General features: G+C 62.3%; 24 protein-coding genes. 15 read left to right on the top strand and 9 right to left on the bottom strand.

The window, feature by feature from the left end; translation table 11 throughout:
* Positions 1-4 precede the first annotated feature (4 nt).
* From ACEWPL_RS04670 to ACEWPL_RS04685, 4 genes are all read left to right on the top strand, one after another.
* Positions 5-376 carry a hypothetical protein gene (locus ACEWPL_RS04670; RefSeq protein WP_393933649.1) on the top strand — a complete coding sequence of 124 codons (372 nt, stop codon included), beginning with the start codon at positions 5-7 and terminating at the stop codon, positions 374-376.
* A gap of 92 nt (positions 377-468) precedes the next feature.
* Entirely contained in the window at positions 469-2,661 is a 2,193-nt protein-coding gene (locus ACEWPL_RS04675; RefSeq protein ID WP_076530822.1) for an efflux RND transporter periplasmic adaptor subunit, read from the top strand.
* A complete protein-coding gene (locus ACEWPL_RS04680) occupies positions 2,658-5,837 on the top strand; it encodes an efflux RND transporter permease subunit (protein ID WP_076530824.1) in 3,180 nt (1,059 codons plus the stop codon). The genes ACEWPL_RS04675 and ACEWPL_RS04680 overlap by 4 nt, the downstream gene beginning before the upstream one ends.
* Before the next feature lie 35 nt (positions 5,838-5,872).
* Positions 5,873-6,226: a copper-binding protein gene (locus ACEWPL_RS04685; protein ID WP_076530825.1), complete on the top strand. Its 354-nt coding sequence runs from the start codon at positions 5,873-5,875 to the stop codon at positions 6,224-6,226.
* A gap of 423 nt (positions 6,227-6,649) precedes the next feature.
* Here the strand turns inward: ACEWPL_RS04685 and ACEWPL_RS04690 are convergent, their stop codons facing one another.
* From ACEWPL_RS04690 to ACEWPL_RS04700, 3 genes are read right to left on the bottom strand one after another with little or no spacing between them, the layout of a single operon-like run.
* Positions 6,650-7,273, bottom strand: a complete 624-nt coding sequence (locus ACEWPL_RS04690; protein ID WP_076530827.1) for a transmembrane anchor protein — start codon at positions 7,271-7,273, stop codon at positions 6,650-6,652.
* 16 nt (positions 7,274-7,289) lie between these two features.
* Positions 7,290-8,018, bottom strand: coding sequence for a HupE/UreJ family protein (locus ACEWPL_RS04695; RefSeq protein ID WP_076530828.1), 729 nt, complete (start codon positions 8,016-8,018; stop codon positions 7,290-7,292).
* Positions 8,019-8,074: 56 nt separating this feature from the next.
* A complete protein-coding gene (locus tag ACEWPL_RS04700; protein ID WP_083686959.1) occupies positions 8,075-8,431 on the bottom strand; it encodes a hypothetical protein in 357 nt (118 codons plus the stop codon).
* Between the two features lie 85 nt (positions 8,432-8,516).
* On the opposite strand from ACEWPL_RS04700, the gene ACEWPL_RS04705 reads away from it, so the two are divergent.
* From ACEWPL_RS04705 to ACEWPL_RS04720, 4 genes are all read left to right on the top strand, one after another.
* Complete coding sequence (locus tag ACEWPL_RS04705) at positions 8,517-8,777, top strand: metal-sensing transcriptional repressor (protein ID WP_076530830.1); 261 nt, start codon at positions 8,517-8,519, stop codon at positions 8,775-8,777.
* A gap of 7 nt (positions 8,778-8,784) precedes the next feature.
* Positions 8,785-10,110 carry an MFS transporter gene (locus tag ACEWPL_RS04710; protein ID WP_076530831.1) on the top strand — a complete coding sequence of 442 codons (1,326 nt, stop codon included), beginning with the start codon at positions 8,785-8,787 and terminating at the stop codon, positions 10,108-10,110.
* 1 nt (position 10,111) lies between these two features.
* Positions 10,112-10,540 carry a YqaA family protein gene (locus ACEWPL_RS04715; protein ID WP_076530833.1) on the top strand — a complete coding sequence of 143 codons (429 nt, stop codon included), beginning with the start codon at positions 10,112-10,114 and terminating at the stop codon, positions 10,538-10,540.
* A 270-nt stretch (positions 10,541-10,810) separates the two neighbouring features.
* Entirely contained in the window at positions 10,811-12,181 is a 1,371-nt protein-coding gene (locus ACEWPL_RS04720) for a hypothetical protein (RefSeq protein WP_076530834.1), read from the top strand.
* 199 nt (positions 12,182-12,380) lie between these two features.
* On the opposite strand, the gene ACEWPL_RS04725 is transcribed toward ACEWPL_RS04720, so the two are convergent.
* Both ACEWPL_RS04725 and ACEWPL_RS04730 read right to left on the bottom strand, forming a co-directional pair.
* The gene (locus tag ACEWPL_RS04725) at positions 12,381-13,775 is read right to left on the bottom strand and encodes a site-specific integrase (protein ID WP_076530836.1); all 1,395 of its coding nucleotides are present in this window, start codon (positions 13,773-13,775) and stop codon (positions 12,381-12,383) included.
* Positions 13,776-14,925: 1,150 nt separating this feature from the next.
* The gene (locus tag ACEWPL_RS04730; RefSeq protein WP_393933655.1) at positions 14,926-15,537 is read right to left on the bottom strand and encodes an ImuA family protein; all 612 of its coding nucleotides are present in this window, start codon (positions 15,535-15,537) and stop codon (positions 14,926-14,928) included.
* A 106-nt stretch (positions 15,538-15,643) separates the two neighbouring features.
* Between ACEWPL_RS04730 and ACEWPL_RS04735 the strand changes: the two genes are divergently transcribed.
* Positions 15,644-16,687, top strand: coding sequence for an aldo/keto reductase (locus ACEWPL_RS04735; protein ID WP_393933657.1), 1,044 nt, complete (start codon positions 15,644-15,646; stop codon positions 16,685-16,687).
* 12 nt (positions 16,688-16,699) lie between these two features.
* Here ACEWPL_RS04735 and ACEWPL_RS04740 read toward each other — a convergent pair whose 3' ends face one another.
* Complete coding sequence (locus ACEWPL_RS04740) at positions 16,700-17,563, bottom strand: helix-turn-helix domain-containing protein (RefSeq protein ID WP_393933659.1); 864 nt, start codon at positions 17,561-17,563, stop codon at positions 16,700-16,702.
* Between the two features lie 113 nt (positions 17,564-17,676).
* Here ACEWPL_RS04740 and ACEWPL_RS04745 point away from each other — a divergent pair, with 113 nt between their 5' ends.
* Both ACEWPL_RS04745 and ACEWPL_RS04750 read left to right on the top strand, forming a co-directional pair.
* Entirely contained in the window at positions 17,677-17,889 is a 213-nt protein-coding gene (locus ACEWPL_RS04745) for a DUF2061 domain-containing protein (RefSeq protein ID WP_393933660.1), read from the top strand.
* Positions 17,890-17,930: 41 nt separating this feature from the next.
* On the top strand, positions 17,931-18,824 hold the full coding sequence (locus tag ACEWPL_RS04750; RefSeq protein ID WP_393933662.1) for an EamA family transporter: 894 nt from the start codon (positions 17,931-17,933) through the stop codon (positions 18,822-18,824).
* Here ACEWPL_RS04750 and ACEWPL_RS04755 read toward each other — a convergent pair.
* The 3 genes from ACEWPL_RS04755 to ACEWPL_RS04765 all read right to left on the bottom strand — a co-directional run bounded on the left by ACEWPL_RS04755 (position 18,787) and on the right by ACEWPL_RS04765 (position 21,423).
* The gene (locus ACEWPL_RS04755; protein ID WP_393933664.1) at positions 18,787-19,494 is read right to left on the bottom strand and encodes an NUDIX hydrolase; all 708 of its coding nucleotides are present in this window, start codon (positions 19,492-19,494) and stop codon (positions 18,787-18,789) included. The two genes, ACEWPL_RS04750 and ACEWPL_RS04755, sit on opposite strands and share 38 nt — an antisense overlap.
* 21 nt (positions 19,495-19,515) lie before the next feature.
* The gene (locus ACEWPL_RS04760) at positions 19,516-19,905 is read right to left on the bottom strand and encodes a DUF983 domain-containing protein (protein ID WP_393934178.1); all 390 of its coding nucleotides are present in this window, start codon (positions 19,903-19,905) and stop codon (positions 19,516-19,518) included.
* Positions 19,906-20,025: 120 nt separating this feature from the next.
* Positions 20,026-21,423 carry a diguanylate cyclase gene (locus ACEWPL_RS04765; RefSeq protein ID WP_393933666.1) on the bottom strand — a complete coding sequence of 466 codons (1,398 nt, stop codon included), beginning with the start codon at positions 21,421-21,423 and terminating at the stop codon, positions 20,026-20,028.
* Positions 21,424-21,510: 87 nt separating this feature from the next.
* Between ACEWPL_RS04765 and ACEWPL_RS04770 the strand changes: the two genes are divergently transcribed.
* From ACEWPL_RS04770 to ACEWPL_RS04785, 4 genes are all read left to right on the top strand, one after another.
* On the top strand, positions 21,511-21,795 hold the full coding sequence (locus tag ACEWPL_RS04770; protein WP_393933668.1) for a DUF3572 domain-containing protein: 285 nt from the start codon (positions 21,511-21,513) through the stop codon (positions 21,793-21,795).
* Complete coding sequence (locus ACEWPL_RS04775; protein ID WP_393933670.1) at positions 21,792-22,493, top strand: HAD family hydrolase; 702 nt, start codon at positions 21,792-21,794, stop codon at positions 22,491-22,493. The genes ACEWPL_RS04770 and ACEWPL_RS04775 overlap by 4 nt, the downstream gene beginning before the upstream one ends.
* Positions 22,490-23,398 carry a DMT family transporter gene (locus tag ACEWPL_RS04780; RefSeq protein WP_393933672.1) on the top strand — a complete coding sequence of 303 codons (909 nt, stop codon included), beginning with the start codon at positions 22,490-22,492 and terminating at the stop codon, positions 23,396-23,398. Before ACEWPL_RS04775 ends, ACEWPL_RS04780 begins: the two co-directional genes overlap by 4 nt.
* 62 nt (positions 23,399-23,460) lie before the next feature.
* Entirely contained in the window at positions 23,461-25,023 is a 1,563-nt protein-coding gene (locus ACEWPL_RS04785) for a trimethylamine methyltransferase family protein (RefSeq protein ID WP_393933674.1), read from the top strand.
* Positions 25,024-25,099: the final 76 nt, after the last annotated feature.

The following is a 25,099-nucleotide window of genomic DNA, read 5'->3' on the forward strand; positions in this document are numbered from 1 at the left end:
CGTCATGCTCTTGGCGATTGCGATGCTGCCCGCCGCAGCGAATGACATGATCTGCCTGCCCGGCAATCAGATGGAAGCCCAGCACGAGGTCGCTATGTCGGCCGATCATCATCCCGTTGATTGCATGACGAGTGCCAAGCAAATGGACGACAGCGATCAGTTCGATCACATGTCAATGGACGCGACAGAGCCTGGTGGCGCGCCAGATGCGTCCATGCATTGCATGCCAGCGATCGGAACTGCGCTCACCTCGGTAGAGATGGCGGCGCCCGTCCTCGTAGGCACCTTGGTGGAAAGTGGCGGCTGGCCGATCGAAGCCTCCACGCTGCCCTCACGCGCATCTTCTACTCAAGACCGCCCTCCTCAAGCCCTCTGATCACTCTTTAGCTGTGCAAGCTCAGGAGGGCTTGCGCGCGATTTTGATCGAATTAGGCGGCACCCCAACGGGTGATCGCATCAGAGGCAAACATGCGTGGACGTTATTCGGCTTTGGCCGCACTTGCCCTCGTCGCGGGCGCGGCGGGCGGTATCTATCTTGAAAGACTGCACCTGAATCCGTCTGATGAGGCGGGCGCGGGTGGAGAAGAGGCTCTTTATTGGGTCGCACCCATGGATCCGAACTTCCGTCAACCCGGCCCCGGCAAATCGCCTATGGGGATGGATCTGATCCCGGTCTATGCCGGTCAGGAAGCCGCGGGCGATCCCGCCGAGGTGATGCTCTCGGGCGCCGAAATCAATGCGATCGGCGTGCGCACCGCCTTTGCCCGGCGCGAGAACGTGGCACGCAAGGTCGAGACCGTCGGATTTGTCGAGTATGACGAGCATCTGACCAGTCACGTCCATACCCGTGTCGAGGGTTGGATTGAGGTCATGAACGTGCGCGCCATCGGGGATCCGGTGACCAAAGGCGACGTTCTCTTCGAAATGTTCTCGCCCGTCATCGGCTCGTCCAGCAGCGATCTGATCCGCGCGCTCGAGGCCGGAAACTCGCGCATCATCGATGCAGCGCGCAACGCGCTTCGCAGTCAGGGCATGTCTGACCGGCAGATCACCCAGATCGAGGAAAGCCGCACCCTGGCCCGTAATATCGAGGTCCTTGCGCCACAGGACGGTGTCGTGATCTCGCTCGAGGCCGCCGAGGGGATGTATCTGCAGCCTGGCACGCGCGCGGTATCGCTAAGCGATCCCAGCGCCGTCTGGCTAATCGTAGATGTGTTCGAGCGCGATATCGCGCGACTGAACGAGGATATGCGCGCCGCCGCCCGATTCGAGCATCTGCCCACACGCGCCTTTGAAGGCCAGATCGACTACATCTATCCCGAACTCGACCCCGAAACCCGCACCCTGCCTGTTCGACTGAAATTCGACAATTCCGACGGCGCGCTGCGCCCCGGCATGTTCAGCAAGATCAGCCTGATGCCCAGCGACGACCGGATGGCCCTGACAGTGCCGTCCGAGGCGATTATCCGCACCGGCTCGGCCGAGCGCGTGGTCTTGAAAACGGGTGACGGCACCTTCAAGCCGCGCCTCGTGACAACCGGTCTGCGCGACGCCTTCGGCGAGGGCGGGCGCACCGAGGTTATGCAAGGTCTTGCACCCGGCGAAGAAGTCGTCGCCTCGGCGCAGTTCCTGATCGACAGCGAAAGCGCGCTGAACGCAGGCATGATGCGCATGGCCCCGACCGAGGCGGCGCCCGCCCCCGGCACGGGCACGCTCGTCGCGCTCGATGCCGAGGCACGCGTGGCCACGATCCGCCACGGCGCGCTCGAGGCGCTGGACTGGCCCACGATGACCACCGACTTCACCCTGCGCGCTGATGTCCCGTTGGACGGGCTGGAAGTGGGGCAGGAGGTCGCGTTTCGCGCGGTGCGCGGCGCGGATGGCCTCTTGGGGCTGACCATGCTTGGCACCGATGACGGTGTTGCGGCGACCGGCACGGGCCGGGTCACGGCAGTAACACCGGATGGCAAGTTGGCGCTGTCGCACGACCCCATTCCGGCCCTCGGTTGGCCGGCGATGGAGATGGACATGCCGGTCGCGGGTTTCGATCCGGGTTCGGTGCCCATCGACGCGCCTGTGGAGTTCGATCTGTCGAAGGGCGCGGACGGTCTCTTCACCATCGTCGCGGTGCGCGCCGAGGGGATGGACGAGGAAATGGATATGTCCCACTCCGAAATAAAGGGCGCCATGGAGGTGCCGCCCATCACCGTCACCGGCACCATCGACGCCGTCGATGCGGGCGCGCGTAAGGCGACCATCAGCCATGGCCCCATTAGCGAGATCGGCATGCCCGGAATGACGATGGACTTTGGCTTGGCCAAGACGCTGGACACGAGCAGCCTGGTCACCGGTCAGGACATGATCCTAACCTTCGCGCGGCCGGACGGCATGACGATGGTGCTGGATAAGGCCGAACCCGTCATTCCACCAATGGAGGTGAGCGGCACGATCAATTCAGTCGACGCCGTGACGGGCCAGGCCAACATCACGCACGGACCGATGACCGAGATCGGAATGCCGGGGATGACCATGGATTTCGCGATTGATCCTTCGGTCAATGCCGCAACGCTCCCCACGGGCGAGGATGTTACCCTGGAGCTGCGCCGCAACCCTGACTTCTCAATGACCCTCGTGGGCATCACAGAGGGGGCAGGCGAATGATCCGCGCCATCATTAAGGCGTCCATCGCCAACCGCGTCATCATCCTCGCGCTGGCGATCATGATGGGCGTCGTAGGCGTGTGGGCCATCCGCTCGACTCCGGTGGACGCCATTCCCGATCTGTCGGACGTGCAGGTGATCGTGCGCACGCCCTATGCGGGCCAGGCGCCGCAGGTGGTCGAGGACCAGATCACCTATCCCATCGCCACTGCCATGCTGGCCGTTCCGGGCGCCCGCGACGTGCGCGGCTTTTCCTTTTTCGGCGACAGCTACGTCTATGTCGTCTTCGAGGATGGCACAGACCTTTACTGGGCGCGCAGCCGCGTTTTGGAGTATCTCGCGCAGATCACGTCGAACCTGCCTGAGGGGGCCTCGCCCGAGCTGGGCCCCGATGCCACCGGCGTCGGCTGGATCTATCAGTATGCGCTGATTGACCGAACCGGGGGGCATGACCTCTCGGAGCTGCGCAGCCTGCAGGACTGGTTCCTGAAATACGAACTGCAGACCGTCGAGGGCGTCTCCGAGGTCGCCACGATCGGCGGCATGGTCAAGCAATACCAAGTCGTCGTCGATCCGGACAAGCTGCGTGCCTATGACGTGACGCTGGGCCAGATCAGGTCCGCCATAGAGAACGCCAACCGCGAAACCGGTGGCAGCGTGATCGAAATGGGCGAGGCCGAGTTCATGGTCCGCTCGACGGGCTATGTCGACGAGCTGGCCGATATCGCCAAGGCCCCGCTGATGGTCAATGATCGGGGCGCGGCCCTGACGATTGGCGACATCGCCGATATTCGCCTTGGACCTGAGATGCGCCGCGGCGTAGGCGAGCTGAATGGCGAGGGCGACGCCGTGGGCGGTGTGGTGATCCTGCGCTGGGGCGGCAACGCGCTCAGCACGATCAAGGCGGTCGAGGCGCGGATGGAGGAACTGCGCAGCAGCCTGCCCGAGGGCGTCGAGATCGTCACGACCTACAACCGCGCAGGCGTGATTGAGCGGGCAATCGAAAACCTACAAAAGAAGCTGACCGAGGAATTCATCGTCGTCATCCTCGTCTGCGCAGCGTTCCTGCTGCACATCCGCTCGTCCCTGGTGATCCTCGTCTCGCTGCCCCTTGGTATCGCGGCGGCCTTCATCGTGATGAAGTTTCAAGGGGTGAATGCCAACATCATGTCGCTGGGCGGCATCGCCATCGCCATTGGCGCCATGGTGGACGCCGCCATCGTGATGATTGAGGCGATGCACCGACGGCTTGAGAAGGAGAAGATCACACCCGAGAACAGGTGGCGTATCGTCAGCGAGTGCGCCTCAGAAGTGGGGCCAGCTCTCTTTTATTCGCTGGCCATCATCACGGTCAGTTTTCTGCCGGTCTTCGTGCTCGAGAGCCAGGAAGGGCGCCTCTTCAAGCCGCTCGCATTTACCAAGACCTATGCGATGGCCGCCGCCGCGATCCTGTCGATCACGCTGGTGCCCGTATTGATGGGCTATTTCGTGCGCGGGCGCATCATCCCCGAGCGCAAGAACCCGCTGAACCGGCTGATCATCTGGATTTACCGACCCTTCCTTGACGCGGCCGTCGCGTGGCCTTGGGCCACGACCCTTCTGGCGGGCCTTTTGGTCGCGTCCATGTGGTGGCCGCTGCAAAGGATCGGGACCGAGTTCATGCCCGAGCTGAACGAGGGCGATTTCCTCTACATGCCGACGCTCTATCCGGGCGTCTCCATCGGCAAGGCTCGTGAGGTGCTCCAACAGAGCGACCGGATGATCGCCACCATTCCCGAAGTCGAGACTGTCCACGGCAAGCTGGGCCGCGCTGACACGGCCACCGATCCTGCGCCGCTGACGATGATCGAGACGACGATCCAGCTGAAGCCCGAAGCCGAATGGCGCGAGGGCATGACGATGGACCGCATTCGCGATGCACTGGACCGCGCGGTGCAAATTCCCGGCGTCACAAACGTCTGGATCCAACCCATCAAGAACCGCATCGACATGCTGGCGACCGGCATCAAGACACCCGTCGGCGTCAAGATATCCGGTGCGGACCTGAAAGTAATCGAGCAGATCGGGATCGAGGTCGAGCGCGTGGTCGGCGGCATCAAAGGCACCGCCTCGGCCTATGCCGAGCGTCCCATCGGCGGGCGCTTCATCGAGATCAACCCCGACCGAGACGCGGCCGCGCGCTACGGGATGAGTGTGCGGGATGTGCAGGACATCGTGCAGACCGCTATCGGCGGCATGCAGGTGTCGGAATCCGTCGAGGGCCTTGAGCGCTATCCCATCAACCTACGCTACCCACAGGACTGGCGCAGCAGCCCCGAGGCGCTGCGCGATCTGCCCGTCGTCACGCCGCAGGGCGCGCATATCCCGCTGGGCACCCTGACCGAGATCAGCATCGAAGACGGCCCCGGCATGATCCGCTCGGAAAACGCGCGGCGCACCGGCTTTGTTTTTGTCGATATAGCGGGGCGCGATCTGGGAGGTTACGTTCAGGAGGCACGCGCGTTGGTGGCCGAAGAGGTCACCCTGCCGCCGGGCTATTCGATCACATGGTCAGGCCAGTATGAATATATCGAGCGGATGCAGGAGCGGCTGAAACTTGTTGGCCCGGCCACCCTGCTGATCATCACGCTGATGCTGTTCATGGCCTTCAACCGGGTGATCGAGGTGGGCATCATCCTCGCCGCGCTGCCCGTCGCTTTGGCGGGCGGCGTCTGGTTCCTTTGGTATCTCAGCTTCGACATCTCTGTGGCCGTATTGGTCGGCTTCATCGCGCTGGCGGGCGTAGCTGTCGAGACGGCGATCGTGATGCTGCTCTACCTCAACCTCGCTTGGGAGAAGCGGAGAGGCGAGGCTTCGCAGGAGCGGCGCGAGATGACACCGCTGGACGTCGAGGAGGTTGTCTTCGAGGGGGCGTTATTGCGCGTGCGGCCCAAGGTGATGACCGTTGCGACCATCTTCGCTGGACTGATCCCGATTATGTATGGCACTGGCACAGGCTCGGAGATCATGCAGCGCATCGCCGCCCCGATGGTGGGCGGCATGGCTACCGCAACCCTCCTCACCCTCTTCGTCATTCCGTCGATCTTCGTGATCTGGAAACGGCTGGCCCTGAAACGGGTCAACCGCGAATTGCTGACACCGGCCACGCCGGATGCAGCGCAAACCCCGGCCGAATGAAGGCCGGACCCTTCCCTGACCTGAAAGGATATCCCATGAAACCTCTTCTCCTCACGATCGCCCTTGGCATGTTAACTGGCCCTGCTATCGCCCAGACCAGCAGCGAAATGGACCACACTAAAATGGATCATTCGGAGATGAACATGAGCGCAGAACAAATGAGGGGCGCTGTCCACACCACGGCTACGCTGAACTCCCTGAGCGATGGCATGGCCAATGTCAGCCATGAGCCGATCCCCGAAATCGGCTGGCCCGCTATGACTATGGATCTGCCTGTGACAGAGGACGCTCAAATGATGGGCGACATCGCTGAGGGCGATACAGTGACCCTCATGCTGATCAAGGGCGCCGATGGCATGTATGCAATCGGCGGCATGATGCCTGAGTAGTCCAGCGGGTAACCCGCAGATAGGGCGGGAAGAGGCTTCTTCCCGCTCAGATTGCCAATTCGGAAACCGATTGGGGGAACGAACCCCGCATCTGATCCGGGCTCTTCGATGAGGGGGATGACGCGTGCGAAATACCCCAACGTCCGAACCTCCACAGGGCGCGATGGAGCGCGCCTGCGGGCCATGTGGATTGCATGCTTACCCGTTCTGGTCTTAAGAAAATTTCGCTCCCGTCAGAGGCAGCGCTCCGTCGGATCCTCACCGCCAACGATTGGCGGTCCTTCGGCGGAGCACAGGAATTCTACGCTTCTCGCTTCGCCGAAGAATTTCCCGGTCATCTACATTTGTGATGCGTGCAAAAATCTTGGCTTCTGCGCCTAATGGCTGCCGGTGCTCGCTAGCAAAGCACCGGCAGCCCAGCCTTCAGCTGGCGTCCTTGAACTCGGCGTATTCGCCGCGCACCTGAACAGTGACGGTGGCCTCCGAGCTGTCGCGGTTGCGCCAGAACCAACCGTGTTCGCCGTCGAACTCGGCGACAAGTTCGCCTTCGTCTCCGGTGGAGCCGCGGCCCTTGTCATAGGTCACCGACTGCCCACCACCATGGCCATGCATGTCGAAGTTCACGCGACCGCCTTCGACGAGCATTCGGTATTCCACCTTCTGGCCTTCTTCCATAACGAGTTTCCACTCTGCTGAGTCGCCGGGGGCAAGCGTAAAGCTTGTTTCATCGCGCCAGCCTTCGACCTCTTGCGCATATGCGCTGCCGACAAAAATCCCGAAGATGTCACCCATCAAGCTGGACTGATCCTCTGTGCCGAGCTCCAACAGCCTGTCGGCTTCGGCCTCTTCTGCCAGCTGGACCTTGATCTCGCCCATCTCCGCCAACCCGAGCACACCACCGATCCCGGTCGGATCGATGTTGTATTCGGCTGGAAGCACCACTGTGATCAAGATTGCGGCCGCGCTGGCGGCGGCGATCGCGGTAGACCGGAGCAGTTGCGTGGAGCTCGGCAGCTCTTCAAGACTTGGTTTTTCTGCGTTGAACATTTGGGTCTCCTATTTCTCAGGTGGCTACGAAATAGCCGGTGATCTGAAGGCCCATGAGGATGAACCCCATGGACATCATGACGACGTTGGCGGTGTAGGCCTGGCGGAAGAAATTCGGGGATTTCCGCCAGTAGCCCATGACGATGAGGATGACGCCAAGTGCCATTAGTTGGCCCAGCTCGACTCCCACATTGAACGCCAGAAGATTGGCCAGCAGCCCTTCCGACGCGATATCGTAGTCGAGGATCTTGGTAGCCAGGCCCGTTCCGTGGAAAAAACCGAAGATCAGTGTCGCGGCCTTAGTGTTGGGCTGGACCCCGAACCAGCGTTGGTATGCACCCAGATTGTCGAGGGCCTTGTAGACGACCGAGAGGCCGATGATCGCATCGACGATGTAGGCGTTGATGCCCCAGCCAAACCAGACACCCGCCAACATTGTCGTTGAATGGCCGACAGCGAAGATGCTGACGTAGATGCCGACATCTTTCATCTTGTAGAGAAAGAAGACGACACCCAGCAGGAACAGGATGTGATCGTAGCCGGTAACCATATGTTTGGCCCCGAGATACATGAAGGGAATGATGTTCACCCCCCAGATCTCCTGGATATAGCCCGCATCCCCGGGCGTGACGTTATGGGCAAGCGCATGGCCCGTGCTTAGAAAGAGCAATGAGAGTGTGATGGCGGACAGGACCACGATCCGGCGCATACCTGGATCGGTCCAGCCCAGATGGACTGTTTTCATGGATTGAACTCCGCGAATGGTTGGAATGATCGATGGCGCCCGAGAGGCGCGGGCGATCACACGCGCGGTGGTCGTTCGATCAGGTCCATTCTCAGAGGATGAGCGAAGGCCGAACTCAGCCGCCATGCTGCCTTGTAGATATCCAGCGGTTGACCGGCAGGATCGTGGGCAAGCACCAGTGCCTGACTGTGATCATGATCGACGCTGTCATGGCTGTGTCCGTGCATGGCCCAAGCAAGGTCTTCCTCGAGTCCGTGCGAATGCCCATGCTCTGCAATCGTTTCCGAGTGCTCCTGGAGCACATCCAGCACCGTGGGGACATGGGACGTCGTGGGCATGATTGACCAGACAAGAACGGCCACGCAGAGAAGCGTCGCGAAGGCGGCTTTTCCGAGTCTACGTGAAGCTGTCATCAAGCCTGCCTGTCCGCTCTATTTGTTTGCAGCGCCGTCACTGCGCTATCTTGTTCTATCCCCCCTGGGAGGATACGACACTAGTATGTCAGACACACACACTCATGCAAGTCATCCTGCGCTCATTGCCCGGCTGAAACGTGCCGACGGTCACCTTCGCTCGGTTATCGCGATGTTGGAGGATGGCAAACCCTGCCTCGACGTCGCCCAGCAGCTTCAGGCTGTCGAGAAGGCCGTGACGAATGCCAAGCGCGTGCTGATACATGAGCATATTGACCACTGCCTCAATATCGACGGATCAGAGACCGATCGTGCTGAACTCAAGGCGATCACCCGCTATCTGTGAGCGCACCATGCTGGCCATTCTCGCTGATCGAACCTACCGGCATCTTTTCCTGGCGCAGGTCGTGGCGCTCCTTGGCACCGGCCTTGCGACGATGGCGCTTGGCCTCTTGGCTTTTGATCTTGCGGGAGACCGGGCCGCGCTCGTGCTCGGCACCGTCTTCACGATCAAGATGGTGGCTTATGTCGGCATCGCACCGATCGCAGGCGCATTTGCCGACCGCCTTCCGCGCCGCGCCATGCTGGTCACCCTGGATCTGATCCGGGCGGCGGTGGCACTGGCGCTGCCCTTCGTCACCGAAATCTGGCAGGTCTATGTTCTGATCTTCCTGCTGCAGTCGGCCTCTGCCGCCTTCACGCCCACATTTCAGGCAACGATCCCCGATGTCCTGCCGGACGAGGCGCGCTATACCCGTGCGCTCTCACTGTCGCGCCTGGCCTATGATCTGGAGAATATCGTCTCGCCCGCCCTGGCCGCGATGCTGCTAGCGGTGATGAGTTACAACACGCTGTTTCTCGGCACTGTCGCGGGCTTTGTTGCTTCTGCACTGCTGGTGCTGTCGGTCATCCTGCCCAGTCCCAAGGCGACGAAGCCGCGCGGGATCTATGACCGGACCACCCGGGGCATCCGCATCTACCTCGCCACTCCGCGGCTGCGCGGACTGCTGGGCCTGAATCTGGCTGTCGCTTCCGCAGGCGCGATGGTTCTCGTCAACTCCGTGGTTCTCGTGCGAGGGCAACTGGGGCTCGATGATACCGCCCTGGCCTGGACCATGTTCGCCTTCGGGGCAGGAAGCATGATTTCGGCGCTTGCCCTGCCGCGCTTGCTCGACAGGTTGCCTGACAGACCGATGATGGTGGCCGGCGCATGGCTCATGGTCGCCGCGCTGCTGGGGATCGCAGGCGTCATCCTGGTCTTCGGGTTGAGCTGGCCGCTTCTGCTGTTTGTCTGGCTGCTGATCGGCTTGGGCAACTCGGCCGTGCTGACGCCCTCAGGCCGCCTCCTACGCCGCTCTGCACACCCGGAGGACCGCCCCGCGATCTTCGCCGCGCAATTTGCGCTGTCCCATGCTTGCTGGCTGCTGACCTATCCGCTGTCCGGCTGGTTGATGACCGCGTTCGGAACGTTGCCCGCGCTCTTGGTGCTGGCCGGTCTGGCGGCGATCGGCATCGGGGCGGCACTTCGGTTCTGGCCCGCCAAAGCGCTGGATAGTCTGCCTCATGAGCACCCGGACCTGCCGCCTGATCATCCGCATCTTGAGGGGCAAGTCGGCAAGGTTCACCGGCACGAAATCATCATCGACGATCTGCATCGCCATTGGCCCATGCGCGGCTGACATGCTGTCACTCTTTGGCCTGTTTTCAGCGGCCTTCCTCGCTGCCACTCTGATCCCCGCCCAGTCCGAGGCTGTGCTGGCAGGTCTACTTTGGACTGGCAGCCATCCCGTCTGGCTGGTGATTTTGGTGGCCACAGCCGGGAATGTTCTCGGCTCTGTAGTCAATTGGATTTTCGGGCGATACCTCGCTCACTTTGCTGATCGGCGCTGGCTCCCGGTGTCTCCAAAGCAGATTGAGCGCGCCTCCGGTTGGTATCGAAAATGGGGGTTCTGGAGTCTGCTGGGCAGCTGGTTGCCCATCGTCGGAGACCCGTTGACCCTGGCCGCGGGCCTGCTGAAAGAGCCATTCTGGCGCTTCGTGCTCATCGTGACTTTCGCGAAAGGCGGGCGCTACATCGTGCTGGCGATGGTCACTCTCAACTACGTGTAAAACGCGGACCGGACAGCCTCGCACCCGCTTTTGAAAAAACGCTTTCGTGACATCGCGGAAAACGTTGGGAGAGGTGTTTTCGACCCTCTGCTGACCTTGGTGACAAATTAAATTGTTGGAACGCAGCATCCCGAACCCGCCGTTGCTCCCAATTGGGGGCGGGCTGCATGCGCCTTCATATTTTACTACAAAGATAACAGTGGTGTCGTTATATTTTGTAAGAGTTGAGGCGCAGGCCAAAGTTATCGTAAAGAAAAGAGATACTTAATTATGGATAAAGTCGACCTGAGTGGCGCCAATGACAAGCTGAACCAACTTAGAGAAAGTGGCGTTGAGTCTGCCACCAATCTACCGTTCGAACTACTTAATAGACGCACCAACAAGACCACAAAGCTGGCTGCAAACTCTGGTGCGAAAGAGCCAATGGACGGCGCCAACCGCTGGTTCGACTATGAGTTTTCAGAACCCGTTTTCTTGTGTGAAATTGTCATTGTTATGGAGAACTATACCTCCTACGACACTTTCGAAGTAAAATGGGAAATGGCACAAGGTGGTGAAATAAGACAGGAAATCTCAAGGGATTCTGACACTACATACCGCTGCAACGTTAATCAGTTGATTAGGTCAGTTTCATTCCGGCCGCCGAAGAAATGGTGGACAGCAGCTAAATTGAATTCCGTCTCTCTAATAGGCTTCCAGTCTGGTGAATTAGAAGAGTTTGTTCGTCTTGTTACACGTCTAGACCGGTTCAAATCAGACATTGTTAAGGATAGTGAACGCGCTATCAAAAGTGCGGAAGAAGCAAACGCCAAACTCGATACCTTGCGCCAAGAACGCGATGAGCTGAACGGTAAAATAACCGAAGCTAAAGGGACTGTTACAGACCTGAACAATCAGATTGGCCGCCTGACAGAGGAACGAAATGGACTGGTTGCAGACGTCAAAAAACGCGAAGAAACCGCTGTCACTCTGGAAGAACAAGCGGAGGCGATCAAAGAGCATATCGCGGAACGAAATGCTGAGCGTTCAGGGCTTGCCACTGAGATTGCCGAGCAGAAACAGGAACTACGATTACTTCAAGATGACATCAACATGTTCCCAACAGAGATAAGCGGGTTCGTCTCGCAAGCTTCTCAAAATACTAAGACGTATTGGCAGCTGTCTTGGATTCCAATAATTCTTCTGGTCATCATGGCCGGGCTGCTAGTCTTCAATGCAGCAAACCTCACTACCGTAATCGACGAATATGAGAACGCGAGGATATTCTCGATCCTTGTAACGCGTATCCCCTACATCGTGATAGCCACTGCAATTATCGGTGCGGCTTATAAACTAGCAGCGTTGTTAGTTGGAGAGATAATGAGAATCAACCAGCAGCGCCTCAACCTGTCCAAGGTCAGCATTATTGCAACGGACGTCTCTAAGGCATCCGAGGAAGGGCTAGAAGACCTACCCGACGAGGAAATCTATGCGCTCCGCACACGCCTCAAGATGGATATGCTGCGCGACCATATGAAGGAATACCTTTCCAAAGATTTCGTTGCATCGTTACCACGAGAGCGCCGCGACGTTAAGCCCAAGGCAGACGAAGGGACCATCGAAGTAGAGGGAGAGAATGAAGCCGATCACTCAAAACCGTAGTGCGAGAAAGCTGTCACCGTCATTGCGTTGAGATGGCAGAGCCGCTTGGCGCCCCCTCCAATTTATGCATAAGGAGTCGAATGGTCGAAGGTCAGCTCTTCAAGGTGAAAAGCAGGAATAGCGCAGCCGCAGAGGAAGTCCGCTCTCCGCCCTTTTACCCGATGAGCTCGGTTGGGTGATAGCTGCCCAACATGGGTGATTACCCTGCGTCAGATCCAAACCGCTCTTCCAATCTTCCACAGTCCCGAACAGGGCTCACCGCAGAGACACGGGTTATGGCTTCTATCCGATCCAGAGATAGATTGCGGCCACTGCTCTTGAGACCATATGACCGTTGCGTTCGAGTAGTTTGGTGGCCGAGGGCGCTGGCGATCATCTCGGAATCGAACCGGTCTGAGTTCTTCATGTCGGCGGCCACCGCATGCCGGAACACGTAAGGTGTCAGGTTATGCCGAAGGCTGGGGAACGCCAGTTTGCCCAATCGGGTCACAAGTTTCCCAAGGCTGACCGAAACCCGGCGATGCCTTTCCGACGCCGGCAGCGGAATTCCATTGGCGTCCTTGCCCGGGCTCGACACGGTCAGGTGCAGATTGCCTTTATCTCGAAGCGTTTCTCGAAGCCATCTTGCCTCAGGCGCCTCGCATGCGATCTCAATCTCACGGACCGATTGCCCCTTGGCTGGCAAAGCCTCATGAAGCTGTGTCATGCACTTTGCACCTTTTATCAGGAAGATCAGCCGGTCCGCACCTTCCACTTCAATAAGACGAATATCGACGCCGTAATCCTCCGAAAACTCTGCCGGCCGCGCACCAGTGAGCATCATGGTCGCCAAGATCGCCTGCCGCGTGATGTCCAGATGTCGGTCCCTTGCGATTGAAGAGGTCCACAAGTGGCTGCGCCAATCATAATTGGGAAAAGCGTCACGCTTCCGGCGTTCGTGATGGCCGAGCGCCGATAAAGTTGACTGAGCCGACCGATCCCGCCGGCGCCTGGTGTCTGGCGCGGTCTTGTCCTCTCGTTTTCGGGTGCGGGCTTGGTCATGGAACGGATCTGGAGGCACTTCGATCAAAAAGTGAACCGCGGACGCCAACTGAGCTCTCTCCACCCCAGAGAGCGGCCGGACTGCGTCCTTCATCTGCTGTTTGACCGAGGGGAACAGATGAGGACGCAGACTGCCTAGACACTCTTTCTGCTCTTCTGCGCTCTCGATCCGGTTCAAGGTCTCCCGCCAATAAATTGGCATCAGTTCCAGAACGTCGCGGGCGGCAAGGCGAACCAGCGCAGAGCGATCGGCTTGCCTGGCGTTGGAGGTGGCCCAATCGTCAACTTCAAGGCGCGAGAGGAAGACCTTGAAGGGATCCCCTCTGGGATGGGCGCGCGCGAGAGCAGCAGCCCGGCGCTCGTATTTTTGCCAGGTTCCGCTTTCAATCAGATCTTCGATGCTGAACGCGGCATTCGAATGGGACGCAAGTTTGAAGGCATGGATGCTCATTTGAATGGAGATGGGGGCATCCTCATGACCGGATGGACTACCTTTGCAGTTCATTGGAATGAGGTCGTCCGCATGGGACGGGTGGCGGTCAGAAAGCGTCATGGAAATGGTCTCATTTTTGAAAAATTGCGTTGAAAACTTCAGTATCCCGTTCGAGTGATGGCAGAACCAGCTTCTGGCGGTTGCGAACCTCGATTGTCGACCGGGGGGTGTAGTGATCACCCCGAGTTTGAGGGTGAGTATTGCTACGTCTAATGACCGAGAGATGTGCGCTGAACCTCCAAGAGGCATAATATTCGCCTCTCTCCATCCGCCCCCACGCAGGGCAGAACGCTGACGCACAGGACGGCAACACGAAGGTCCAGCCGGCCAATCAATCGAAGAGCGGAGCCGGTTCCCGGTTGGGCCGTCAGGTCGAAGGCACGGCGCTGGAATAAGGGGTGCAATCCGGTCAACCGACCTCGGTAGCGCCACACTGCGTCGCCGGCAGGTGTTGGGTCCGCCTTGCGATTGATGGTGATGTTTAACCGACGATTGTAACCATCCAAGATGAGATCGCAGGTCCAGCAAGTCTGCCTCTGCGACGGCACCGCCTCGAAGACACCTGCGTATGTCGATCTTTGCAATCCCGCGAGCGAGAGACGTGCGATTTGGTCCTTTGTGTTATCCCGATCTTTCTGCCCAAGATTGGTGTAGTCTGTGTTTCGCATCGCTTCACTCTCCTTCAGGTTCAGGGAAGGTGAGCGGCAAGAATTTAAGCAGCGTAAACGCGTTTTTTTCCGGGGCCGGCTTCAAACAATGCTGCGTCCGAACAGTAAAAGGCTAACAGATCTATCGACCACTCACGCCTCCTGTGACTGTTGGCGGCTGTTGCAATGTTATCTGGCCAGCCGCTTCGGGTCCGGTGGCGTTCAAGTTCCAGCCGCAATCTCTCGTTGCCTGAAGATGCGTTGGCGGCACTCCCCCGGTGCACCGAGGCCGAACAACACGTCGACCTTAGGCTAGGACCTCTGGACCTTTGCAAAGTCAGAAGATAGTCTTTGAGATGCTACCACAGTCGGCGTCCACAAGCTCTCACACGAAACCTGAGCTGTGTCGTGCCCTGAAAAAATTGGCCATTTTGTTGGTGGATCGGTTGGTAGATGCAAGTAACGCATTTTCCCGTAACCATCTGCTCCAGCCAAAGAAAATCTCGTTGACAATATCCCCGCCGGAGGCTCCTCCAGAGGCCGCAGGCGGCCCAACCGGCATTTCAGACCGGTGCCGGGTCCATGCGCCAACGCCCCGGTGCGCCCGACAGATGCCATGTGGCGGGCGGCGCGGTGCGCGCGCGGGCGCGGGTCAGGCTCCATCCCGGCGCGCCGGGGCTATGCGCGGGGGCCATGTGCCAGCGCGTCTCGATGCCCGGTGCGCCGCCGGTGCCGGGGGTCAGGATCAGGCCAAGGGGCGCGCCGGTGCCCATCTGCCGCGCCAGGCCCGCGCCCGCCTCGGCCGCCAGATGCAGGCGCCGCACCGGCGTCAGGCCCGGCGGGCCCGGCAGATCGGCCACCACCAGCGGGGCCGCGCCGCTGCGCAGCGCCTCCTCCAGCGTCCAGAGGGTGTCGGCGGGCCGCTCGGGTGCGATCCAGATGAACCGCTCGGGGCCGGTAAAGGCGGCCATGCCGTCGGGGTTCAGCGCGCCCGCCTGCCACGGGGGCGCGATCCACAGCACCGGCCCTTGGCTGGCTGCGGCGATCAGCATGGCCAGCATGTGCCGCGCTGGCCCGCATGCCTCGTGCAGGCGGGCCAGCGGCAGGGCGATATCGCCCAGAACGGGCAGGGCCGCGTGGCCTTTTCTGGTGTCGAGATTCGGAAGTACGGACATGCGTTCATGCTATTTTGTTCGCTAAATGTTCTCAACCTGCATTTTGCGCGTGACGCCGCGCGCTCAGACGTTACCCTGCGCGCGAAGTAACAAGGGACGACGCGCGATGAAGATGAATCCGCTTGGCCGCACCGGCCTGATGGTGAGCGAGCTTTGCCTCGGCTCGATGACCTGGGGCAGCCAGAATACCGAAGCCGAGGGCCATGCCCAGATAGACCGCGCGCTGGAGCGCGGGGTCAACTTCATCGACACTGCCGAGATGTATCCGACCAACCCCAAGATCGCCGAGACGCAAGGCCGCACCGAAGAGATCATCGGCACATGGCTGGCCCGGACGGGACGGCGCAAGGATATGATCCTTGCCAGCAAGGTGTCGGGCACCGGCCTGATGCATGTGCGCGACGGCGCGCCCATTTCGGCCGCGAGTATCCCCGAAGCGGTCGAAGGCTCGCTGAAACGCCTGCAGACCGACCACATCGACCTCTACCAGTTCCACTGGCCCAATCGCGGCAGCTACATGTTTCGCAAGAACTGGACCTATGACCCATCGACCCAGAATACCGCTGAGGTGCTGGACGACATGCATGCCACGCTTGAGGCAGTCGAGCGCGAGGTCGCGCGCGGCACGATCGGCCATTTCGGGCTCTCGAATGAGAGCGCATGGGGCGCCGCGCAGTTCCTGGCGCTGTCCGAGGCCAATGGTTGGCCCCGCGTCGCCAGCATCCAGAACGAATATTCGCTGCTTTGCCGCCTCTATGACACCGATCTGGCCGAGCTGAGCGTGCATGAGGATGTGGGCCTTCTGGCCTTCACGCCGCTGGCGGCGGGCCTCTTGTCGGGGAAATATCAGGGCGGTGCGGTGCCCAAAGGCTCGCGCAAGTCGATCACTGAGGATCTGGGCGGGCGCATCACGCCGCGCGTCTTCGAAGCGGTCGATGCTTATCTGGGCATCGCCAAGCGGCACGGGCTGGACCCGTCGCAAATGGCTCTGGCATGGACGTTGACGCGGCCTTTCATGACCTCTTGCATCTTTGGCGCGACCACCATGGAGCAGCTCGAGATCGCGCTGGGCGCGGGCGATCTGACCCTCAGCGATGAAGTGATGGAGGAGATCGACGCGGCCCACCGCGCCCATCCGATGCCGTTCTGAACGGCGGCGGGGCTATCCGGCGATCTCGCCCGCAAGGCCGCGCAGGAAGTCAGGCATATCGCGGTCCGACACGGCGGCCTCGCGCAGCAGGTGATCGAAGTGGCCGGTCAGCGCCTGAACCCGCTCGGTATCGCGGAAGGCCAAGTAATTGCGCCCGATATAGATCACCGCCAGAAGCGGGCCGAAAACCGTGACCGGCGCAGAGTAGACCCGCCGCGCATCGAAGAGCGACAGGCGCAACCGAGGATAAAGCGCCTCCGTCACATCGATCAGGCGGGCGATCTGGGCGCGCCGGACGGGCAGGGGCAGGCCCCGGTAATACCCCTCGCCGCGCGCAAAGCTCTGCATTTCATGCAGCGGCAGGGCCACCTCGTAATCCGATTGCGTCCCGCGCATCCAGTTCAGCCTATCCTCGGATGCGCCGATCACCTGATCGGTGCTGCGGCCCAGATGCGGCTCGTATTCCCATTCCAGCATTGCGCGCGTTTTCAGCATGTCGGGCAAGGCGGCGGGCACATGGCGGATCTTGTAGCCCGCCGCCTCCTTGTGCCACTCGAAGATCTGCGCATCGACCAGTGCGCGGGGCGCCTCGGTCAGCGACAGCGAGGTGGCAAGGATGTCCGCCGCCGTTTCGGGCCGGTCGGTCAACCCCAACAGCCAATCGGCTGAGATGCCCAGAACGCGGGCGCATTCTGCCACGACCTGCGCATTGGGCAGGCGCGCACCTGCCCCGGCCAAGAGCTGCGACACGGTCGAGCGATCGACGCCAATGGCGCGGGCCAGCGCGCTCTGGCTGAGACGGCGCATCGCCATCGCCTCGCCGAGGCGCGAGCGAAAGAGGGTGGCGCGGGCACGCTTGTCGGTTTTGACCATCATCGGTGATAATTATCACCAATGCAGTGAAATGTTAACTACAAACAGAATGGGCGCCGCACGGCGGCTGGGATATCCGGGTGCCAATCAACGCATTGAAATCACTTGGAGGATCTATGGAACGGCCCCGCCGCACTTTGGTCAAGGCGATCATCTGGAACATCAACGGTCTGATCGTGATGAGCCTCGTCGGCTATCTCATGACCGGATCGGCGGGCGCGGGCGGCGCAATGGCGGTGATCAACACTGCAATCGGCCTCACCCTCTATTTCCTCTACGAGCGGATCTGGTCACGCATCTCATGGGGGCGCATCGACGCGCGCGGCTGATCCGCTCTGGCACCGGGCCTGATTTGAGGGCATGAGGAGCCATGTCCGCATGGGTTATCCTCGCCATATCCGCCGCCGCGTTCCAGACGCTGCGCTTCGTGCTGCAAAAACATCTGAGCATGGGAACGCTGTCGGTGGGCGGCGCGACCTTTGCGCGCTTTGCCTATTCGATGCCTTTCGTGCTGGTGCTGGCCGCGGCGTATCTTTGGCAGATGGACGAAGCGCTGCCGCGCCTCGGGCCGCTTTTCTGGACCTACGCGCTGGCGGGCGGGCTGGCGCAGATCCTTGCCACATGGTGCATGGTCGCGCTTTTTGCTGCCCGCAACTTTGCCGTCGGGATCAGCTTCAAGAAAACCGAGACGGTGCAAACCGCGCTGATCGGGCTAGTCGTGCTGGGCGACCGAGTCAGCCCGTTGGGCATGGCGGCCATCCTCATCGGCCTTGTCGGCGTGATAATCCTCTCGGGCGGGGTAGGCGCGGACCGCTGGCGCATCTTCAACCGGGCGGCGGCGCTGGGGCTGATCGCGGGGGCGCTCTTTGCGGTGTCCGCCGTGGGCTATCGTGGCGCGACGCTGGAGGTCGCGTCAGACGATGCGCTGATGCGCGCGCTGATCACGCTGGCCGCGGTCACGACGTCGCAGGCGCTGGGCATGGCGCTCTGGCTGCGCTGGCGCGAGGCGGGCGAAATCGGGCGCGTCATCGCCGCGCGCCGCACGGCGGTCTGGATGGGGCTGACAGGGCTAGGCGGCAGCCTTTGCTGGTTCACCGCCTTCACGCTGCAAAATGCCGCCTATGTTTTCGCGGCTGGACAGGTCGAGGTGATCTTTTCGCTGATCGCCGCGCGCGTGTTCTTTGGCGAGCGGATCACGCCGCGCGAGGGCGTCGGCGTGGCGCTTGTCAGCTGTTCGGTGCTTGCAGTGGGCTTCTTCCGCTGAGGCGCAGAAAGAGGCTTTGTTCGTCATCGTTGCGAAAGAATGGCACCGACGCGGGGGGTGCGGGATCATGCGCGCGGGCCGCGACCTCGGCCAGAACGACCTCGGTGATGAACGGCAGGTCAAACCGGCGCGCCTCGGGCAGGGGGATCCATTGCAGGTGGCTCAGCTCGTCCGTGGCGGCGCTGAAATCATCCAGATCGCCGATGACATGCACAGCGTCGATCAGGAAGAACCTGGCATCGAATCGGCGGGGGCGGCCCGGCGGCGTGATCGCGCGAAAGACGAATTGCAGCGCGCCTGCGTCCGGCACATGGCCGCGCGCGGCAAAGCTGGCCCAGTCGTGGGGGATGGCGCCGGGCCAGGCGCGGGGCCGCCCGACGATCAGTCCCGCCTCTTCCCAAAGCTCGCGGATGGCGGCGGCGGCGAGGGCCGCGGCGCGGCCTGGCGCGCAGGCCTCATCCAACCGGTCCGAACAGAGCGCGGGCAAGGGCGCGACCAAAGGCACAGCCGCATCGCCCGGATCGACGGCGCCGCCCGGAAAGACGAATTTCGAAGGCATGAAGGTCGCCGCCGCGCCGCGCTGGCCCATCAGCACGCTGGGCGCAGGGCCGTCCTTGCGCAGAAGGATGACGGTGGCGGCATCGCGGACAGGCACTGGCTGCTCAGGCATAGGTGCCCTCCGGTTTGGGTCTCAGGCTCTCGAGCCGAAGCCGTGCATCTGGCGCGCCCATTGGAAGGCGACCACCGCGCCCTTGAGCCGCGGCAGCAGATACAGCGACAGGCCCACGCAGCCGATAGCGAAGATGGTAAAGAGCACAAGAGGCTCGGGCCGGAACTGGACAAATGCGATGTGCAGCGCCGGCGCCATGATATGGCCGACGATCAGGATGGTCAGGTAGGCGGGGCCGTCATCGGCGCGGTGCTGGGACAGATCCTCGCGGCAGACGGGGCAGGTGTCGCGCACCTTGAGATAGCTTTTCAGCAGCGGGCCCGAGCCGCAATTGGGGCACTTGCAGCGGAACCCCTTGCGCAATGCGGGCCAGAGCGCGCGCTCGTCCATCTGTGTGCTGTTGTCCGTCATATCACCCTCAAACCTGTGCATCCGCGCAATCTGCGTCAGGTTGGGTGAAATTGGAAGAGGCAAGGTCATGTCGGCGCGCCGTCGCGCCGATTTGCCGCGCCGCAGCGCGGCGCGGGCAGGTCAGGCGGCAGGCCGCGCACTGATGGTGACCGTGTTGCGTCCACGTGCCTTGGCGCGATAGAGCGCGCGGTCAGCCTCCTCCAGAAGCGTCTCCACATGCTCGCCCGCGGCCTTTTCATCCGGCTGCGCGCGGCCCATGGCGACACCGATGCTGACGGTGACATGAGCCGGTTGTGGCTGTCCGCGCAGCGTGATCCCCGCCTCGCCGATCCGGCGGCAGAGCCGGTCCGCGGCGCGGCGTGCCTCGGTGCCATCGGCGCCGGGCATGACGATCAGAAACTCCTCACCCCCGATGCGGGCCACCAGGTCGACCTCGCGCACGCTGCTGCCCAGAAGGTCGGCGACATGGCACAGCACGCGGTCGCCCGCCGCATGGCCCAGACGGTCGTTGATCTGCTTGAAATGGTCGAGATCGGCCAGCATCACCGCAAAGCCCGCGCCGCCATCCTCCTGCGCCATCGCCAGGCCCTTGAGGAACGGCATGGCAAAGCGGCGATTGTCGAGGCCGGTCAGCGGGTCGATCATGGCCGCGCGCAGGCTGTCATGCAGGCGCGCGCGCAGGTGATCGACCGCCTGCTTGCGCTGGATCTGGCGGCCAAGGCGCAGCGTCAGCTCGCCCAGATCGGCCTGTCCGACGATCACGTCGTTTGCGCCCATGTCCAGAAGGCTGGCTGCCTGTCCGCGTCCTTCGGTGTCGAGCAGGCAGATGATGCGTCCATGCCGCACCTCGGGCGAGGCGCGCAGCTCGGCCATCATCTCGAGGCCGGTCGCCTGGGAGGCATCGGGGATGATCAGCACGAAGACGTCTGCCGCGGGCGCGCCAAGTGTCGCGGTGACAGGCCCCCCCGCGGGCAGCGCGGTGATCTGGTGGCGGCAGGCGCTGCGCAGGCGGGTGCGCAGGGCCATCGCCTCGGCCATCTGCACGCCGATGATGGTGATCCGGCCCGGACGCAACAGGCCCCCCTGCGCCTCGCCGAACCCGGCGGCGCAGTCAGGCCCGGCATTCAGCCGCATATCCTGCAGCGCGTGGTGCTGGCGCAGCAGGCCGCGCAGCCGAGCCAGCATGATCCGCTCGTCGATGGGCTGGGTGATCACGTCATCGGCGCCCGCCTCCAGCGCGGCGATGCGGGCAGAGCCGGTATCCTCTGAGAGAAGCGCGACAATCGGCACGGGGGCCAGATCGGGCCGCGCCCGCAGTGTGCCGATGAGGTCCGCGCAACTCATGTCGCAAAGCGCGGCACCCAGGATGATGAGGTCGGGGCGCAGCTCGCGCGCCAACGCGACCGCCGCGCTGCCGGTCGATGCCTGATGCACCTCGAAATGCGCCGCCGAAAGTTTCACTTTCAGCACGATCCGGTTGGTCGCCACGGCGTCCACGATCAAAATTTTGCCTGACATGGGCGTGCGCCTTTCTGACTTGCCCTATTCTCACGCTCGACTATCCGTGCCAGAAGTTAAGAAAACCTTTCCGGGATTTTCATCATTATGAAGTATACGCGAGATTCCGCCGAAACGATTGCGCTCAAATGCCTTGGCTGGCTGATCGCAAATGACGAATTGATGCCTGTTTTCATGGGTGCAACGGGCGCTGGCGAGGATGATCTGCGCCAAGGGGCCTCAGATCCGGTCTTCCTCGGGGCGGTGCTGGATTTCTTAACCATGAATGACGAGTGGGTCATCGATTTCTGCCGCGATGCGGGACTGACCACCGAGGCCCCGATGCAGGCGCGCACCCTCTTGCCCGGTGGCCAGGTGGAGCATTGGACATGAGTCGCGCCCTGCCGATCGAAGGCATCGTCTTTGACAAGGACGGCACGCTCTTTGATTTTCACACCACCTGGGCCGACTGGACGCGCAATCTGCTGGTGCATCTGGCCGAGGCTCATGACGGGGATGCCCAGGCTCTGGCCGATGCCGTCCAGTTCGATCTGGAGGCTTGCCGGTTCCTGCCGACCAGCCCGCTGATCGGCGCGACCAACCGCGAGGGGGCCGAGACGCTGGCCGCCGTTCTGAGGGGTGTCGATGCGGACCAGATCGAAGAGCATATGCGCCTCAGCTCGGGCGAGGCGCCGCTGCAGCCCGCCGTGCCGCTGGTGCCGTTCCTGACGGATCTGGCCGCACGCGGCCTGAAGGTGGGCCTGGTCACGAATGACACCGATCACGGCGCGCGCACGCATCTGGGCACGGCGGGCGTGCTCGATCATTTCGATTTCGTCGCCGGATACGATTCCGGTCATGGGGCCAAGCCCGAGGCCGGCCCGCTTCTGGCCTTTGCACTTCAATCCGGCCTCGACCCGGCGCGTTGCGTCATGGTGGGCGACAGCACCCATGATCTGAGGGCCGGCCGCGCGGCGGGCATGTGGACGCTGGGCGTGCTGACCGGCATCGCGGACCGGGACGAGTTGACGCCCCTGTCGGATGCGGTCCTGCCCGATATCGGCCATATCCCCGTCTGGCTGGACAGGTGACGCGCCATCCGTCCTTCGGCCTTGCGCTGGCCGCGTTCGGCGCGCTGGTTCTGACGCCCGACGCGATGTTCCTGCGCCTGTCCGAGATGTCGGGCCCCCAGATGATGGGCTGGCGCGGGGTCTTCATGGGAACTTCGCTGATCCTTCTGTGGCTGCTTAGCAGCCGGCGGCCCATGGCCGATCTGGCCCTGCTGGGTACCGGCGCGGGCCTTGCCATCGTCGCCTGCCAGTTCGTCAATTCGGCGCTCTTTGCGCTAGGAATTGGGGCCGCGCCGGTGGCGATCATCCTTTTTGGCGTCGCGACCACGCCGATCTGGGCGGCCCTTCTGGCATGGGTGCTCTTGGGCGAGCGGACGGCGCGCGCCACATGGATCACCATCGCGGTCGTCGCCTTCGGCATAGGCATTGCCGTTCTGGGCGGCGAGGAGATGTCAGGGGCGCCGGGGGCTGTCCTTTTCGGCGCCTTCGCCGGGCTTGGCGTGGCGATGATGCTGGCGCTGAATTTCGTGGTGCTGCGGGCGCGGCCCGCGCTGCCAATCCCACTTCTGATCGGGCTAGGTGCGCTATGTGCCGGTGCGGCGGGCGTGACTGCCACCGGCCCTGCGCAGATGACGGAAGGCAACGTCTGGGCCATCGCCATCACCGGTTGCATCATCCTGCCGGTCTCGTTCCTGTCCCTCTCTTTCGCGTCGCGCCATACGGCGGCCGCGAATGTCAGCTTGCTATTGCTGCTGGAAACGGTGCTCGGGCCCGCATGGGTCTGGCTGGCGCTGGGCGAGGCGCTGACGCCCCGGATGCTGCTGGGCGGGACCATCGTGGTGGTGGCGATTGCCGTCTATCTGCTGCACGCGCGGCGCATTGCGCGGCGCGGCCCGGCAAAAACGACACCGGCTGCCGCAAAGTGAACATCGCTCTACTCTTGGCCGTGGTTCGGTAAACCCGGTACGGAGGAAATGGGAGGCGCCGGATGACCGAGGAACCAAAGCGCCGCCAGCGCAGCGGCGGGCGCGCCGGCAATGCTGGCCGCCGCGGCACCGCCGTGATCGAGCAGATGCCTTGGGCGCCCCCCATCAATATCGACCGCCCGACTGAGCCGCTGGATGATGCGGGCGTCTCCGCCATCCACAACGGCGCGATGCGCATCCTCGAGGAGATCGGGATCGAGATCCTGAATGCCGAGGCGCTGGAGGTCTTCCGCGCCTCGACTGGCTGCACGACATCGGGCACGAACTTGCGCATGGGCCGCGACTTCGTGATGGAGCAGATCGCCCTTGCGCCCGAGAGCTGGACGATCACCCCGCGCAACCCCGATCGTCAGATCACGATGGGCGGGCGGCACCTCAATTTCGGCAACGTGTCGTCCCCGCCCAGCTACTGGGACATGACGCTGGGCCGCAAGGTGACCGGCACGCGCGAGATGTGCGCCAACCTTCTGAAACTCAGCCAGTATTTCAACTGCATCCATTTCATCGGCGGCTACCCGGTCGAGCCGCAGGACATTCACGCCTCGGTCCGCCATCTCGACGTGCTCTATGACAAGCTGACGTTGACCGACAAGGTGGCGCATGCCTACTCCTTGGGGAAAGAGCGCGTCGAGGATGTGATGGAGATGGTGCGCATCGCGGGCGGGCTGAGCGATGCCGAATTCAATGCGACCCCGCGCATGTATACCAACATCAACTCCACCTCGCCGCTCAAACATGATGAGCCGATGCTGGACGGCTGGATGCGCCTTGCGCGGCGGGGGCAGGGACTGGTCGTGACGCCCTTCACGCTGGCGGGCGCGATGGCGCCGGTGACCATGGCGGGCGCGGTTGCGCAATCCCTGGCCGAGGCGCTGGTGGCGGTGGTCCTGGCCCAGCTGGTGCGCCCCGGCGCGCCCTGCGCGATCGGCACATTCACCTCAAACGTCAATATGAAATCCGGCGCGCCCGCCTTTGGGACCCCGGAATACATGCGCGCGACGCAGATGACCGGCCAGATGTGCCGCCTCTACAGGCTGCCGATGCGCGCCAGTGGTGTCTGCGCCGCCAATGTGCCCGACGCGCAGGCGACATGGGAGACGTCGAACAGCCTTTGGTCTGCCGTCCAGTCGGGGGCGCATATGGTCTATCACGCGGCGGGCTGGCTGGAGGGCGGTCTGATCGCCAGCCCCGAGAAATTCGTCATGGATTGCGAGATGCTGCAACAGATCCAGCGCTACATGGATCCGGTACTGACGGCGACCGGCCCGGACGAGATCGCAGTCGATGCCATCGCCGAGGTGGGCAATCAGGGCCATTTCTTCGGCATCCAGCACACGCAGGACCGGTATGAAGCCGCCTTCTATCAACCCTTCCTCAGCGATTGGCGCAACTACGAGGCATGGGAGGCGGCGGGCGGCGTCTGGACGCCCCAGCGGGCGCATCAAATCGTGCACGACATCCTGGCCAGCTTTGAGCCGCCGCCCATGGACGCCGCGATCCAGGATGAGCTGGCGGATTTCGTCGCCCGCCGCAAATCCGAGGGCGGTGCGCCTACGGATTTCTAGGACGGCGCCTGCAGCTGGCCGGGTCTTGAGTATTTTCTCCAAGATGAAGCCAAGGACTCCCGCAGCTTCATCTTGG

This window comes from Roseovarius roseus, assembly GCF_043355935.2.
Lineage (GTDB): Bacteria > Pseudomonadota > Alphaproteobacteria > Rhodobacterales > Rhodobacteraceae > Roseovarius > Roseovarius roseus.